The following is a 14,751-nucleotide window of genomic DNA, read 5'->3' as shown; positions in this document are numbered from 1 at the left end:
CTCCCACCACGAGCCTTGCCCATGTCTACAACGTCCTACGATGGTTTGTCCCGCGCCAGTGCCAGCAGCCTGGGGGTCGACCCTGAGCACCTGATCGCCTTTCTCGACGAGGTCAAGGCCGCCGGCCTCGACCTGCAAGGCCTGATGCTGCACCGCCACGGCCAGGTGGTGGCCGAAGGCTGGAGCTGGCCGGTCGACCCCAACGAGCCGCGCGTGCTGCATTCGGTGGCCAAGAGCTTTACCGCGTGCGCCATTGGCCTGGCCATCGAGGAAGGTTTGCTGGGCCTGCACGACCGCCTGGTGGATTTTTTCCCGGAACACGTGCCCGTAGAGGCAGACCCACGCCTGGCCGACATGACCGTGGAGCACCTGCTGACCATGCGCACCGGCCATCTGGCCAATACCTCGGGCTCGGTGTGGCGCGCCATTGAAACCAGCTGGATCGCCGAGTTCTTCAAGATCCCGCTGGCGTATGCGCCGGGCACCACGTACGTCTACACCAGCGCGGCCAGCTATATGTTGTCGGCGTTGATCAACAAGGTCACCGGACACACCCTGCACGCCTACCTCAAGCCGCGCCTGTTCGTGCCGCTGGGCATCCATAACGAGCACTGGGACGTCGGCCCCGACGGCGTCAACCCGGGCGGCAATGGCCTGACCGCCCCCGTGTCGGCGATGCTCAAACTGGCGGTGCTGCATGCCCAGGACGGCCTCTGGGAAGGCCGCCGCCTGCTGCCGGCCGCCTGGGTCGCCGCCGCCACCCGCCCCCAGGGCGGTGCAGACAGCCGCTACGGCTACCACTGGATGATGAAACCGCGCCAGGCCTTCGCCGCCGTCGGTGTGTTCGTGCAGATGGCCATGGTGTTCCGCGCCTATGGCGCCACGCTGGTGGTGGTGGGCGGGATGAAAAATTCGGCCGAGTTGATCCCGTATATCGAGCGCCATTTCCCGCGGGCGTTTGGCAATGATTGCACGGTCAATACCGAGGCCGACGCACGCCTGGCCCGCCGCCTGGCAAGCATGGCCGAACGCCCGGCGCTGGTGTCGTTGTGCGCAGCCCCCCAAGACGCCACGCGCACCTACGACCTGGCGCCCAACGGCCTGGGCGTGAGCCGCGTGTCGTTCGCGTTCGCCGGGAAAGCGCTGACCTTCCAACTGACCGACGGCCAGGCCCAACATACCTTGCAGGTAGGCCTGGAATGCTGGATCGCGGGCACCACCAGCCTGCCGGGCCGGGCGTTGCACCACGGGTATGAATTCCAGGACGCCCAGATCATCGCCGGGGCCCGCTGGCTGGACGAAAAGACCCTGGAGATGACCTGGATCTACCCCCAGACCGCCTTTCGCGACCGGGTGACCTGCGTGTTTGACGGGCACAACCTGAGCCTGGCGCGCACCGTCAACGTCAACAGTGCCGAGCGTGAGCAGGAAGTGCTGAGCGGGCGCCTCTCACCCGCCTGACAATAAAGCCGCCGGTCTTCACGCCGGCGGCGCAGGCCTTATGGCTTGAGGTGCTTGAGGGTGTGTTCAATGAATCTGTTTTTACGCAGGGCACTGACCACAAAGCCCGCCAACCCGGCTGAGACCAAGACCCCAAGGCTACCTTTGAAAACCGCGCCCAATGGGATCGTAATGCCAAACAGAAGCAGCTCAGGCCCGATGGACCAGGACATTGACGAGCAAAGCTTGGCATGCAGGACATAGAAAAGAACCAGTACCGCAAGGACCAGCATCAAGGCCGCGATGCCGGAAAAAAGATGGTAAAGGTTCTTCATGCGTTTCAAGCGTTGCTGCGCACTGCGCGTGCACAACGCATCCACGGGTGAGTGCTGGTCCATCGGCACCCGGTGAATATTGGAAATGACCAGAACCGACCCCACGCGACGCGTGTCCTCAAGCTTCCAGCACCAGTCATAAAAACGCTCACGACTCACGCATTGGCTCCATAGCCGCTTGAAAAAAAGCGGGTCAAACAGCGGGTGCGGCTTGAAGTGCCTGGCGGCCTCTCCGACAAACAACAACGCGCTGTTTGGGCGGGCGAACGTGGTCGCGCTGCCCATGCGGCTGCCCATTTTTGTCACATACAAAAACCCTTGCGTCTGGGTCATGAAATAGCCATCCCGGTCTTCGGTTGGCAGGAAACGTTCCAGATAGGCGCTGCTGTAGTGGATATAGGCTTCGGACATGGTGCGGACTTTGGCTCAAAGGTGCCGATGGTAGGATCCAGAAGCGCCTCGCACAACCAAAAAAATGGCCATTTGACACTATCTACGCGTTGCGATGTTTTGAGCCTCAGTGGTTTATTCCGACCGATGCGCTTGAGCGTCGACCCTGAAGTGCTGTGCATCAGCGCAGCACAACAGGGCGCTACACCTCAAAACAACGCGCGGGTGTAAGTCAAGTACAGCCGGTTCTCATCCAGGTCACGCTGTGTGGCCACACTGCTGCGCAACATCGCATTACGCCACTGCACCGAAAACCCCGAGAGGGTCGGGCTCTGGAAGGCGTAGGTCAGCATCAGGTCGCGCTCCCACTCATGCTGGTCGCCCTGGTCCGACTTGATGCCCCCGCCGCGCTGGTACACCACTTGGGAGGTCAGCCCCGGTATGCCCACAGTGGCAAAGTTGAAGGCATGTTGGGCCACCCAGGTGTTTTCCCCGGCGCGCTGAAAACGCGCGCCGGTCTGGCGGTCGGTGATCAGGTAAGTGGCCGAGCCGTCACCCTGGTTGAGAAACGGAAAATCGCTGGCGCCGTTGAGGTGCTGGTAACCCAGGCTGAGCGCATGGCCACCCAGGCTGTAAGTGAACAGGCCCGCCAGCACCCGGTTATCGACCTCGCCGTTGTTGTGGTAGCCGGTGCTGCGATAACCCTCTGCCCTGCCCGCCGCATTGCCGTTACGCCCCTCGGAGGTACTGTCGAAAAAGCGTAGATCGCTTTTGAAGCTGCCCACTGGCAACGCCTGCGTGTGCACCAGGCCCACAAAGTGCTGCTGGTAAAAGTCTTCCAGGTTGGCGTAGTAGTACTGCAATAACAGGTCCGGGCGCGGGGTGTAATCGACCCCGGCGTAGTAGAACTGGTTGCTGCGCTTGCCCGTCGGGCCGCCCGCGCCGCTGATGGCGAGGTCTTCGTTGTTGGAGGAGTTGCGGCTCTTGACGCCGCTCAAGCGCCCGCCAATGAGGGTGAAGTGGTCGAAGTCTTTAGAGGTGGCCTGCCAGCCCTGGAAGGTTTCGGGCAACAGGCGGCCATCGTTGTAGACCACCACGGGCAGCCTGGGCATGAGGGTGCCCACTTTCAATTCGGTCTTGGCGATGCGCACTTTGCCGGTCAGGCCCAGGCTTGAAAAGTCGCTGACCGCACGACCATCGCTGTCGGTGGGGAACACAAAGCCGCCCTGGGTGACGCTGTTGGGATTGCCGTGGGTGCCGCGCCCGGAATCCAGGCGGATGCCCAGCATGCCCAGCGCATCCACACCCAACCCTATCGGGCCCTGGGTGTAGCCGGAGTTGACATTGAGGATGAAGCCCTGGCCCCACTCTTCCAACTTGGATGGCTGGGCGGCGCCGCTGCGGTTGTCCTGGTTGAAGTACACGTTGCGCGCCTCAAGCTTGGCGTGGGCGTCGTCGATAAATCCTTCGGCATGGGCCTGGGCGGCGGCGATGAGAGCAAGCGACAGCGGCAAAACGCGGGCGCACACAGGCGCCGCTGGAAAGACGGAGAGGTTCATGGGGTTACCCTTGGTTTTTTATTGTTGTGGGGTGCAGCCATTGTGTTGGAGGTGAGCCGGCACGCCGCTCACCCCGCATGGGCAATGTGGGGTCAGGTGGGAAGTACCGTGACCTCGGCGGCTTTTCTGGTTGCGCTCATGCGCTGCAGCGAGAAGACGGCAATGGAGCCAAACAGCGCCGGAATCGCCAGTACCACGAAAAACACCGACGACTGCCCCAGTTGCGTCATCAGCCAGGCGCCCAGCACCGAGCCGATGATGGAGCCTATCCGCCCGTTGGCCATGGCCCAGCTCACCCCCGTGGCGCGCGCGGCCGTGGGGTAAATGCTGGCCGACAGCAGGTTCAGGCAGGTCTGTGCCCCGGCCACGCCAAAACCGACCAGGAATACCGTCACCCCAAGCCAGAACGCATTTGCCAGGGCAAACCCCACCAGCGCGATGACCAGCGCCGAGCCCAGGTAGGCCAGGCCCAGCACGCGATACGGGCTGACGCGGTCCATCAGCAACGCCATCAAAATAGCGCCCAGGGTGCCTCCCAGCGGCACCATCGCGCCGATGCGGGCGGCGCTGGCGATGTCGTAACCGGCGTCTTTAAGGATGCTCGGCAGCCAGCTGGTCAGCAGGTAAAACACGAACAGCGAGCAGAAGAACGTGCCCCACAACAGCAACGTGCGCACGGCGCGGCCTTCGATAAACAGCTGCGAGATGGGCGAACGGGCGGCCACCGGGCTTTGCGGTTCGATAAACGTGACGTCGTGCAGGTCGGTGCGGCCGGTGATCTTGCCCATGACCTTGCGCAGCGCGTCGGCATAGCGCGGGTGGGTGGCCATGAAGCGCACCGACTCCGGCAGCAGCCAGGCCAGCAACGGCAGCAACAGCAACGGCACGACCCCGCCGATCATCAGCACCCCGCGCCAGCCATAGGCCGGGATGATATGGCTGGCCACCGCCCCGCCCAACGCAAGGCCGGTGGTGAAGCCGCTGTAGCTCAACGTGACCAGGATCATGCGCCGCCGTGCCGGGGAAAACTCCGAGCTCAACGTGATGCAGGTGGGCATCGCCCCACCCAGGCCGATGCCGGTGAGAAAGCGCAAGGCGGTGAGCATCTCGATGGACGTGGACTGGGTCGACGCCAGCGTGCCCAGGCCAAAGATCAGCACCGACACCAGCAGCACTTTTTTGCGCCCGTAGGCATCGGCCACCGGGCCGAACAGGAAGGCGCCGACCATCAGGCCCATAAGGCCGGCCCCGAAGGCGGGCGACAGTTGCGCAGGTTGCAGGCCCCATTCCTGGCGCAGGGCCGGGGCGATGTAGCCGATGATGGCGGTGTCGAAGCCATCCACCAGCACCACCAGAAAGCACAGGAACAGCACCATGATCTGGTAACCGGAAATCCTGTTGTTATCGATTGTTGCGCCTATGTGGGCAGTCTTGCTGTTCATCAATGTTCCCCTGTTTTTGGAGTTGTCGTTGGGGTGAATCAAGTGCACTGCAAAAGCGTAAAGGTGTCCCACGCCGGGCGTGGGCGCGGTCGGTTAGCGGTTGAGCAGGTCCAGGGCCACGTCGACGATCATGTCTTCCTGGCCGCCCACCATGCGGCGTTTGCCCAGTTCCACCAGAATGTCCACGGCCTTGAGGTCGTAGCGTTTGGCGGCGACTTCGGCGTGGCGCAAAAAGCTTGAATACACCCCGGCATAGCCCAGCGCCAACGTCTCGCGATCGACGCGCACCGGGCGGTCCTGCAGCGGGCGCACGATGTCGTCGGCGGCGTCCATCAGCGCGTACAAATCCGTGCCGTGGTTCCAGCCCATCCGGTCGGCGGCGGCGATGAACACTTCCAGCGGCGCGTTACCGGCGCCAGCGCCCATGCCAGCCAGGCTTGCGTCGATGCGGTCGCAGCCCTCCTCCACCGCCACGATGGAGTTGGCCACGCCCAGCGACAGGTTGTGGTGGGCGTGCATGCCGGTTTGCGTCTGCGGGTTGAGCACGGCTTTCACCGCCCGGAACCGTTCGCGAATGTCTTGCATGCTCATGGCGCCGCCGGAGTCCACTACGTAGATGCAGGTGGCGCCGTAGCTCTCCATTTTTTTTGCCTCCCGCGCCAGGTTCTGCGGGCTGGTGAGGTGGCTCATCATCAAGAAGCCCACCGTGTCCATGCCCAGGGTGCGGGCGTATTCGATGTGCTGGCGGGCGCAGTCGGCTTCGGTGCAATGGGTGGCCACGCGCACGATGCGGGCACCGGCGTTGTAGGCGGCCTTGAGGTCGTGCACCGTGCCGATGCCGGGCAGTAGCAACGTGGCGACCTGGGCATGGCTGATCACGTCGCTGACCGCTTCGATCCATTCAAGGTCGGTGTGGGCGCCAAAGCCATAGTTGAAACTGGAGCCTTGCAGGCCGTCGCCGTGGGCCACTTCGATGGAGTCCACGCGGGCCTTGTCCAGCGCGCGGGCGATGGTTTGCACGTTGTCGATGGAGTATTGGTGACGGATCGCGTGGCTGCCGTCGCGCAGGGTCACGTCGCTGATGTAGAGCTTCTTGCCGGGGTTGAAGGTCATGGGGTCTACCTCACAGGGCCTGCGCTAGGCGCTCGGCAGTCGCCAGCGCGGCACAGGTCATGATGTCGAGATTGCCGGCGTAGGCTGGCAGGTAATGGGCGGCGCCTTCGACCTCAAGAAACACCGTGGTCTTGAGGCCGCTGAACCGGCCCAGGCCCGGGATGTTCAGCGGCGCGTCGGCGCTGATCACTTCAAATTGCACCTTTTGCTTGAGGCGATAGCCCGGTACATAGGCGGTCACGGCGTTGGCCATGTCTTGGATGGACGCCTCGATCTCGGCCGTGTCTGCCGCCTCCGACAGCACGTACACCGTGTCGCGCATCATCAACGGTGGCTCGGCCGGGTTGAGCACGATGATCGCCTTGCCCTTGCCTGCCCCGCCCACGGCCTCGATGGCCTGGGCGGTGGTTTCGGTGAACTCGTCGATGTTGGCGCGGGTGCCGGGCCCGGCAGACTTGCTGCTGATGGACGCGATGATTTCCGCGTAATGCACCTTGGCCACACGAGACACCGCCGCCACCATCGGGATGGTCGCCTGCCCGCCGCAGGTCACCATGTTGACGTTGGGCGCCGCCAGGTGTGCGTCCAGGTTCACCACCGGCACGCAGTACGGGCCGATGGCCGCAGGCGTGAGGTCGATCACGCGGATACCGGGTTTGTGCTGGCGCAGCAGTGCATCGTTTTGCACATGGGCAGTGGCCGAGGTGGCGTCGAACACAAAGTCGATGTCGGCAAACTCCGCCATCTTCACCAGGCCCTCGACGCCCTCATGGGTGGTGGCCACGCCCAGCCGACGGGCGCGTTCCAGGCCGTCGGAGGCCGCGTCGATGCCGACCATCACCGCCATTTGCAGATGCTTGGCGTGGCGCAGGATCTTGATCATCAGGTCGGTGCCGATATTGCCCGAGCCGATGATCGCGACGTTTTTCTTGGATTCACTCATCTCAACGCCCCAGCGCTTTGGCGGTTTTACCGGCGATGCCGAATTGGGTCTTGGGCACCTCGGTGATGATCACCCGCACCGACTCGACCGGCGCCTGGATGGATTCGACAGCGGCGTTTGTCAGCGCCTCGATCAGCCGCGCCTTTTGCGCGTCGTCGCGGCCTTCGATCAGGTACACCTGCATGATAGGCATGGCAGTTCTCTCACTTGGACGAGGAGGCAAAGCGCATGGAAACGCTGCCCAGGTGCTGGTAGCGCACGGTGATCTGGTCACCCGCCTCTACCGGGATGGCTTCGGTCACGCCGCCGGTCATGATGAAGGTGCCGGCAGGCAGCGCCTTGCCTTGGCTGGCGAGCATATTGGCGAGCATCGCCACGCTTTGCGCCGGGTGGCCGAGCACGGCGGCACCGGCTGCGGTGGCCACCACTTCACCGTTTTTTTCCATGACCACACCCAGGCACTTGAGGTCGATGCCCAAGGGGCTGCGGGCCTGGCCGCCGGTGACGAAGCGGGCCGAAGAGGTGTTGTCGGCGATCACGCTCTTGAGGTCGAAGCGGAAGTGTTCATAGCGCGAGTCGATGACTTCCACCGCAGGCAAGATGAAATCGGTGGCGGCCAACACGTCCCCCACGTGCACGCCCGGGCCCTTGAGCGGGTGCTTGAGCACAAAGGCGATCTCGGCCTCGACCTTGGGGTGAATCAGTGAATCGACGTCGATTACCGAGCCATCGGCGCACGCGCCGTAGTCGGTGATAAAGCCGTGGATCGGCTCGGTGACGCCCATCTGCTTCATCTTGGCAAAAGAGGTGAGGCCCATTTTCAGGCCGACGATGCGCACGCCACGCGCCTCTTTGTTGGCGCGAATCGTGTTCTGGATCGCGTAGGCGTCCTCCCAGTCCATGTCGGGGTAGGTGTCGGTGATCTTGGCCACCGCCTCAACGTTAAGCTCGGCGTTTTCCAGGTGGGTGGCCAGTTCGGCGATGGTGGCTGCTGACAGATTCATGGGGGTGTCCTTCAAACAAAACGGATGGAAGCCGAGCCGATACCGCCCAGGCTCATGCGCAACAGATCACCGGGTTGCACCGGGACCATGGCGGCCAGGGAGCCGGACAAAATCACTTCGCCTTTTTTCAGTGCGATGCCCAGCGCGCCCAAGGTGTTGGCCAGCCACACCACGGCATTCACCGGGTGGCCAAGGGCGGCCGCACCGGCGCCGGTGGCGACGATTTCGCCGTTCTTTTCCAGGGTCATGCCGACGCAGGCCAGGTCCACGTCCAGCGGCGACACCGCACCGTCACCCAGCACGAAAGCGGCGGCCGAGGCGTTGTCGGCCACGGTGTCCTGGATGCGGATCTTCCAGTCCTTGATGCGTGAGTCGACGATCTCGAAGCACGGCATCACATACGCCGTGGCGCGGATCACATCGGCGGCGGTCACGCCGGGACCCACCAGGTCTTGCTTGAGCACAAAGGCGATTTCGCCTTCGGCCTTGGGCGCGATGAAATCCGCGCACACCAGGGCTGCGCCGTCGTTGACCCGCATGCCGCTGAGCAAGTGGCCGAAGTCGGGTTGGTCCACGCCGAGCATGTCCATCACCACTTGGCTGGTGACGCCGATTTTCTTGCCGATCACGGTTTGCCCGGCGTCCAGGCGCGGTTGCAGCATGGCGAGCTGGATCTGATAGGCGTCGGCGATGCTCAGGCCGGGGTGCTGCTCGGTCAGCGGGGCCACCGGTTTTTGCTCGGTGAGCGCCTGGTGCAATTGCGCGCCGAGGTGGTTGAGGTTTGTCATGGGCTGGCTCACAGGCGAACGCACACGTTGCGAAGTTCGGTGTAGAACTCCAGGGAATGCACCCCGCCTTCACGGCCGATGCCCGAGTGTTTGGCGCCGCCAAACGCAGTGCGCAAATCACGCAGGAACCACGAGTTGATCCAGCAGATGCCCACGTCCAGCGCGGCGCCCATGCGGTGGGCGACTTGCAGGTCGCGGGTCCACACGCTGGCGGCCAAACCGTAGGGGGTGTTGTTGACCAGGGCGACCACTTCGTCTTCATCGTCGAACGGCGCGATGTGGCAGCACGGGCCGAAGATTTCTTCGCGGATCACGCCGGAGTCTTCCGACAGGCCGGTCCAAATGGTGGGTTGCACCCAGGCACCTTCAGCGAGGTGGGCCGGCATGTCCGGGATGCCGCCGCCGGTCACCACCGTGGCGCCGTCCTTGACCGCCTGCTGGTAGTAGCCCAGCACTTTTTGCCGGTGGCCGACCGACACCAGCGGGCCCATGGTCACGCCCGGTTCATTCGGTGGGCCGACCTTGATCGCTTCGGCGCGCACCTTGAGGGCGGCAACGAACGCATCAAACAACGGGCGTTGCACATAGACACGCTCGGTGCCCAGGCACACCTGGCCGCTGTTTTCGAACACGGCGCGGGCGATACCGGCCACGGCTTTGTCGAGGTCGGCATCGGCGAAAATCACCCCGGCGTTCTTGCCGCCCAGCTCCAGCGACACCGGGCGTACGCCCTTGGCTGCAGCCTTCATGATGGCCTCGCCGGTGCCGGTTTCGCCGGTAAAGGTGATGCCGTCGACGCCCGGGTGTTCAGTGAGGAACGCACCCGCGGAGTTCTCGCCAAAACCGTGCACCACGTTGTACACGCCAGCGGGCACACCGGCGTCGCGCATCACTTCGCCAAGCAAGGTGGCGGTGGCCGGGGTTTCTTCCGACGGTTTGACCACCACGGTGTTGCCGCAGGCCAGGGCCGGGCCGACTTTCCAGGTCATCAGCAGCAGCGGCAGGTTCCACGGGCAGATCACGCCGATCACGCCACGCGGGTTGCGCACCGCGTAGTTGACGGCCTTGCCGCCGTCGGGGGTGTCCATGGTGAAGCTTTCGGTGGGCACGTTGCGGATCAGGTCAGCGAACACCTTGAAGTTGGCGGCGCCGCGCGGGATGTCCAGGTGGCTGGCCAGGCTGTGGGGCTTGCCGCTGTCGGCCACTTCGGCGGCCACAAATTCTTCGGCGCGCTGCTCGATGCCATCGGCCACTTTGTGCAGCAAGGCGGTGCGCTGGGCGATGGTCATCTTGCCCCACGGGCCCTTGAGCGCGGCGCGGGCTGCCTGCACGGCGGCGTCGACCTGCTCGCGACCGGCTTCGTGGATGTGACCAATCACGCTGTTGTCGGCAGGGTTGCGGTTGTCGAAGGTGCGGACACCGTCCACCCACTGGTTATCGATGAAGTTGCGAAAGTGCTGGGTCATGGATCAGGCCTCTTGTCTTGTTATCAGGTGCAGTTCGGCATCGCCCGCGGTGAGGTAGTCCCACATGCGCTCGAAAATGCGGCCGCTGGAGGTGGCGCGCTGGGTGGCTTCATCAAGGCTGAGCAGCGGCGCGCGGTCGGCAAGGCCGGCGGCGAGCAGTTGCAGCTCGATGCGGGCGGCGTCTTCCAGGTAAAAATTGAGGGTCAGGGCTTCTACCAACGACCCTGCGACCACGATCGCGCCATTGCCGCGCATCACCAGGGCCTGGGCCCGACCGAGCTGTTCGGCCAGCGCTGCGGCCTGGGCATCGCTGCGCAGCAATTGCGGGTCGTCCCACAGCGCGATGCCGTCCTTGAAATAGGCGCCCATGCCGTGGCGCAACCGGGGCGTCAGGCCTGCGCACGACAGGCTCATGACCTGCATCGGCATGCTGCGGATCACGGCGTTGACGTCGCTGCGGCGCTGGTAAATCTGTTGGTGGATGCGCACTTCGCCCAACACCCCTTCGGGCAACGGGCCCTGCACCGGCACCACGGTGCCGGGCTCGCCGGGCTGGATCAGGCCCATGGGTTTAGCGGCGCACACCAGAAAATGTTCGGCGTCCAGGCGCTGGCTGCAATGCCCGTAGGCGTGCACAAAACCTGCGTAGGCCAGGGCGCGGGCGGCAATCCGTACCTGGGCTTGTTGGCTGGCGGTGCTCATGACTTGAACTCCGGAATGTCGGGCTTGGAGCCCCACATGCAGTACGAGGCGGTGGCCAGCGGGAACTGCCGGGGTTGGTGGGTGGCCTCGTCTTGCGGCGCGATGTGGCTCACGCCCGTGGAGTATTCGTAGGTCATGCCGTCCGGGCCTTCAAAGTACAAAAACATCGCCCCCGAGGTGGGATGGCGCCCGGGGCCGAACAAAATCTTGATCCCGCGTTCCTTGAGGAAGTACCAGGCGCGCATCACGTCATCGATGCTTTCTACCTGGTGGTTGATGTGCTGCACGCCGGCATGGCTGGAGGGGAACAGGGCGATCTTGTGGTGCACCTCGTCGATGCGCAGCAACGGGGCCTCGCCGATGCGATCACTCACCCGGGCGTTGGCCAGGGTGGTCCAGAAGGCTTCGTCGCGCTTGGCGTCGGTGGTGCGCAGGCCGATGTGGCTGAAGCCGGTGATGCCTGCGTCGCGGCTGGCGAAGTAACGGCTGCCGCTGGCATGGGGGCGCAGCACCAACTCGATGTTGTTGCCGCTGGGGTCGCGGAACTGGATCAGTTCCTTGACGTGACGCACCTCGGCGTCTTCCCGGCTGGCGTGACGCACGGCAAACCCGTGGTCTTCGAGCAATTGGGCGGCGTGGTCGAGTTCTTTCCAGTCGGTCACTTCAAAAGCGGTGGTGGTTTCCCGGGGGTCGCCTTCGTAGTAGCACAAGGTGTGGTCGCGGCTGTCGGAGCGAAAGTAGATCGCCCCATTGGCCTCGCGCGCCACTTGCAGGCCGAGCACCTGCGTGGCGTACGTCTTGGCCTGGGCAAGGTCTGCGGTGCCAAGGCGCACGTAGCGGATGTCATGCAGATTGATCATTGAGGTGCCTCTTGGTTTTATTCTTGTCTGGACACAATCCTCGCCGTGGGGCACAAATAGCAGAAGCAAATTATGGTTATTCAAACTATTTGATCTGGTTATAGTCATGCGCACCGATTTGAACTTGCTCCGCGTTTTATTGGCCATTCACGATTGCGGCAACGTCACGGCGGCGGCCAAGCGCCTGGGCATGAGCCAACCGGCCGCCAGCGCTGCGTTATCGCGCCTGCGCCATTCCCTGGGCGACCCGCTGTTTGTGCGCAGCGGCACCGCGATGGAGCCCACGCCCCGGGCGCGCAGCATCGTGGAGCGCACCCGGGAAGTGATCGCCACCATCGACCAGGAGATCTTGCCGAACCCCACCTTTGAACCCACCGAGAGCCGTGAGACGTTTACCTTTTGCCTGAGTGAAATTGGCGAAGTGGTGTTCCTGCCCGCCCTCTTCGACCGCCTGCGCAGCGCCGCACCCCACGCCAACATCCGCTGCCTGAGCCTGGGCCCCAAGGACCTTTTGGAGGCATTGCGCGAAGGCCGGGTGGATTCGGCACTGGGCTATTTTCCCGACCTGGACGCGCCCAATATTTACCAACAAAGGCTGTTTTCACACGACCTGGTGTGCCTGATCGGCCGCCACCACCGGGTCAAGGCCGAGCGGCTGACGATGGACGAGTTCTGCACCCTGGAACACGTACAGGTGCGGGACGGAAGCCGCAGCCAGGAGATGTACGAAAGCTTTCTGACAGGCCAGGGGATCGAGCGGAAAATCGTGGTGCAGATGTCTCACTACATGAGCCTGTCGGCGATTATCGAACGCTCGGAACTGATCGCCGTGATGCCACGCTCGGTGGCGCGCATCTACGAGAAAGACTCGGCGGTGAGAATGATCGAACCGCCGGTGGAGATACCGCCCTATAGCCTCAAACACCACTGGCATGCGCGTAACCAGAAGGATCCGCGGCATGTGTGGCTGAGGCGTCAGGTGGTGGAGATATTTGCTCGGGAGTGAGGGGGGGTCAGTGACCGGGATTGACGTCGCCTTCCTACAGGCAGAAACGATTTGCGGCTATTCGGGGCATTTCCTGCGCTTATTTCAGGCAACTCCTACACCTTTCGCCATCGGTTCTTGATTGCAGTGCGGTTATCCTGCCGCCTGACATAAATTGGAACTGGATCTGTTGCCAGAAATGTTATTGGTGGATGAATGGGCGAGCTAGAGGGTGAAGTTGTTTACGAGGTTGCTAAATGACGACCGCCGAGTTCGTTATCGGCTGGTTATGCGTCGCGGTGATCGTTGGCATGCTTGTTTGTATCGGAGTTTGCTTACGCTTGGCCTACACAAAGATGGAACTGATGTTGGGGCACCTGAAGAATAGCTCGATGCTTAGCACACTGGCGCCGCTCAGGCATGGAGGCCCATGGGGAAAATTAGTATTGGTTGGCAGCATTGCCAGCGTCCTCACATTCTCCGGTTTTTATCTAAAGCGTGGCCTGGTTAGTGCGGAGGATCTGCATCACTTCCCTGTGTTGCTTAAGCGCAAACTGGTGATATTGCAGTGGATCGGGCTAGGCCTTTTATTAGCAATGGTCGGACTTGCAGCGGTGGCCAAGCTTGGCTTTGTGCACGCCTGAACATGCCCTAACAGCCGACCTTGCTCATTTTCGCGAGCAGATACAGGCTTATGTAGTCATTGAGAGCGTCCGGCGCGAGCAATCAATGAGCGGGTGAAAAATTCCATGAGGCGTCCAAATGAGTTTAAACATCGCCGACAAAGTATTTTTATCTATCGTATTGGTCGATTTCGCAGGCATTTTTATTTGGATCGGAGTCTGTTTGCATTTGGCTTATACACAGATGGATCTGATGCTTGCGCACCTGAAAAACTGCTCTGCGATCATGTCTAGAGCGCCTCTGCGACACGGTGGACCTTGGGGCAAGCTGTTGCTGATTGGTGGTATTTCAGGGATCGTCACTTTTCCCGGTTTTTACCTCAAAAGAGGTGGCATGAGCGTCGAAGATTTAGAAAACCTCCCCGCTCCTCTCAAACGTAAATTATTGATAATACAGTGGGTTGGAATAGGTCTTTTTTTCGTAATGTGCAGCTTCGGAGCAGCAATTAAACTCGGACTTATCTAGTCCTTCTGATATAGGCGAAATTCTTTATGAGGCCATTAAATGACCATCAGCGTCTCTGACAGCATATTTCTTACTGTCGGATTATTAAGTTTTAGCGGGATATTTATCTGTCTTGGGGTCGCGCTGCATATGGCCTACACCAAAATTGATTTAATGTTGGAGCATCTGAAGAATTGCTCTGCTGTGAGGGTACATATTCCGCTTAGAAATGGTGGCCCTTGGGGAAAGCTTTTGCTGGTGGGGTGGATAGCCGGGGTTGTTACGTTTCCGAGGGGTTATCTAAAAAACGGCAGCGCTAACATCGAAGATTTGAACAACTTTCCGGCACCACTGAAACAAAAGCTGGTAGCCATAAAGTGGAGTGCAATCATGCTTTTGGCCGTGTTGGTCTTACTTTTTGTGCTGAGAAAGTCAGGAATCTTACGATAGTCTGTCGTGTACCTCGACCTCGTCGTTCTGCTCCAACAGCATTGCTCCTACCAGCCGGGTGATTGCCGGGGCGTTTGGGAAAATCCCCACAACCTCGGTGCGGCGCTTGATCTCGGCATTCAGCCTCTCCAGCGGGTTGGTGCTAT

The 14,751-nt window shown here is 62.0% G+C and carries 16 protein-coding genes and 1 pseudogene; 5 read left to right on the top strand and 12 right to left on the bottom strand.

All coding sequences use genetic code 11. The annotated features are described in order from the left end of the window. The first annotated feature begins 21 nt into the window (after nt 1–21). Nucleotides 22–1,461: a serine hydrolase domain-containing protein gene (locus tag ACW9H9_RS21890; RefSeq protein WP_457345210.1), complete on the top strand. Its 1,440-nt coding sequence runs from the start codon at nt 22–24 to the stop codon at nt 1,459–1,461. A gap of 38 nt (nt 1,462–1,499) precedes the next feature. On the opposite strand, the gene ACW9H9_RS21885 is transcribed toward ACW9H9_RS21890, so the two are convergent. From ACW9H9_RS21885 to ACW9H9_RS21835, 11 genes are all read right to left on the bottom strand, one after another. Next, the gene (locus tag ACW9H9_RS21885) at nt 1,500–2,186 is read right to left on the bottom strand and encodes a hypothetical protein (protein ID WP_457345211.1); all 687 of its coding nucleotides are present in this window, start codon (nt 2,184–2,186) and stop codon (nt 1,500–1,502) included. A gap of 188 nt (nt 2,187–2,374) precedes the next feature. Continuing rightward, the gene (locus ACW9H9_RS21880) at nt 2,375–3,724 is read right to left on the bottom strand and encodes an OprD family porin (protein WP_457345212.1); all 1,350 of its coding nucleotides are present in this window, start codon (nt 3,722–3,724) and stop codon (nt 2,375–2,377) included. Between the two features lie 92 nt (nt 3,725–3,816). Further along, nucleotides 3,817–5,166, bottom strand: a complete 1,350-nt coding sequence (locus ACW9H9_RS21875) for an MFS transporter (protein ID WP_457345214.1) — start codon at nt 5,164–5,166, stop codon at nt 3,817–3,819. A 93-nt stretch (nt 5,167–5,259) separates the two neighbouring features. Continuing rightward, on the bottom strand, nt 5,260–6,279 hold the full coding sequence (dmpG, locus tag ACW9H9_RS21870) for a 4-hydroxy-2-oxovalerate aldolase (protein ID WP_457345216.1): 1,020 nt from the start codon (nt 6,277–6,279) through the stop codon (nt 5,260–5,262). A 10-nt stretch (nt 6,280–6,289) separates the two neighbouring features. After that, nucleotides 6,290–7,222 (bottom strand): acetaldehyde dehydrogenase (acetylating), encoded by a 933-nt coding sequence (locus ACW9H9_RS21865; protein WP_457345217.1) that lies wholly within the window; start codon nt 7,220–7,222, stop codon nt 6,290–6,292. Nucleotide 7,223: 1 nt separating this feature from the next. Continuing rightward, on the bottom strand, nt 7,224–7,415 hold the full coding sequence (locus tag ACW9H9_RS21860) for a 2-hydroxymuconate tautomerase family protein (RefSeq protein WP_457345218.1): 192 nt from the start codon (nt 7,413–7,415) through the stop codon (nt 7,224–7,226). A gap of 10 nt (nt 7,416–7,425) precedes the next feature. Continuing rightward, nucleotides 7,426–8,226, bottom strand: coding sequence for a 2-oxo-3-hexenedioate decarboxylase (gene dmpH / locus ACW9H9_RS21855; protein WP_457345219.1), 801 nt, complete (start codon nt 8,224–8,226; stop codon nt 7,426–7,428). Between the two features lie 11 nt (nt 8,227–8,237). Beyond that, the gene (gene dmpE, locus ACW9H9_RS21850; RefSeq protein ID WP_457345221.1) at nt 8,238–9,014 is read right to left on the bottom strand and encodes a 2-oxopent-4-enoate hydratase; all 777 of its coding nucleotides are present in this window, start codon (nt 9,012–9,014) and stop codon (nt 8,238–8,240) included. 8 nt (nt 9,015–9,022) lie between these two features. Then, on the bottom strand, nt 9,023–10,480 hold the full coding sequence (locus tag ACW9H9_RS21845; RefSeq protein WP_457345223.1) for a 2-hydroxymuconic semialdehyde dehydrogenase: 1,458 nt from the start codon (nt 10,478–10,480) through the stop codon (nt 9,023–9,025). A gap of 3 nt (nt 10,481–10,483) precedes the next feature. After that, nucleotides 10,484–11,182: a class II aldolase/adducin family protein gene (locus ACW9H9_RS21840; protein WP_457345224.1), complete on the bottom strand. Its 699-nt coding sequence runs from the start codon at nt 11,180–11,182 to the stop codon at nt 10,484–10,486. Then, nucleotides 11,179–12,042, bottom strand: a complete 864-nt coding sequence (locus tag ACW9H9_RS21835; RefSeq protein WP_457345225.1) for a VOC family protein — start codon at nt 12,040–12,042, stop codon at nt 11,179–11,181. The genes ACW9H9_RS21840 and ACW9H9_RS21835 overlap by 4 nt, the downstream gene beginning before the upstream one ends. Before the next feature lie 106 nt (nt 12,043–12,148). Between ACW9H9_RS21835 and ACW9H9_RS21830 the strand changes: the two genes are divergently transcribed. From ACW9H9_RS21830 to ACW9H9_RS21815, 4 genes are all read left to right on the top strand, one after another. After that, nucleotides 12,149–13,048 carry a LysR family transcriptional regulator gene (locus tag ACW9H9_RS21830; protein WP_457345226.1) on the top strand — a complete coding sequence of 300 codons (900 nt, stop codon included), beginning with the start codon at nt 12,149–12,151 and terminating at the stop codon, nt 13,046–13,048. 236 nt (nt 13,049–13,284) lie between these two features. Next, nucleotides 13,285–13,671, top strand: coding sequence for a hypothetical protein (locus ACW9H9_RS21825; RefSeq protein WP_457345227.1), 387 nt, complete (start codon nt 13,285–13,287; stop codon nt 13,669–13,671). A gap of 118 nt (nt 13,672–13,789) precedes the next feature. Further along, nucleotides 13,790–14,176 carry a hypothetical protein gene (locus tag ACW9H9_RS21820; RefSeq protein WP_457345228.1) on the top strand — a complete coding sequence of 129 codons (387 nt, stop codon included), beginning with the start codon at nt 13,790–13,792 and terminating at the stop codon, nt 14,174–14,176. Nucleotides 14,177–14,215: 39 nt separating this feature from the next. Continuing rightward, nucleotides 14,216–14,605 carry a hypothetical protein gene (locus ACW9H9_RS21815; RefSeq protein ID WP_457345229.1) on the top strand — a complete coding sequence of 130 codons (390 nt, stop codon included), beginning with the start codon at nt 14,216–14,218 and terminating at the stop codon, nt 14,603–14,605. Between the two features lie 18 nt (nt 14,606–14,623). Here the strand turns inward: ACW9H9_RS21815 and ACW9H9_RS21810 are convergent. Continuing rightward, nucleotides 14,624–14,751 (bottom strand): annotated as a pseudogene (locus ACW9H9_RS21810) (transposase); the annotation flags it as partial.

Source organism: Pseudomonas sp. SDO5215_S409 (assembly GCF_054071325.1).
The sequence above is the reverse complement of the archived record's forward strand: the minus strand, read 5'-3'. Positions and strand labels throughout refer to the sequence as shown.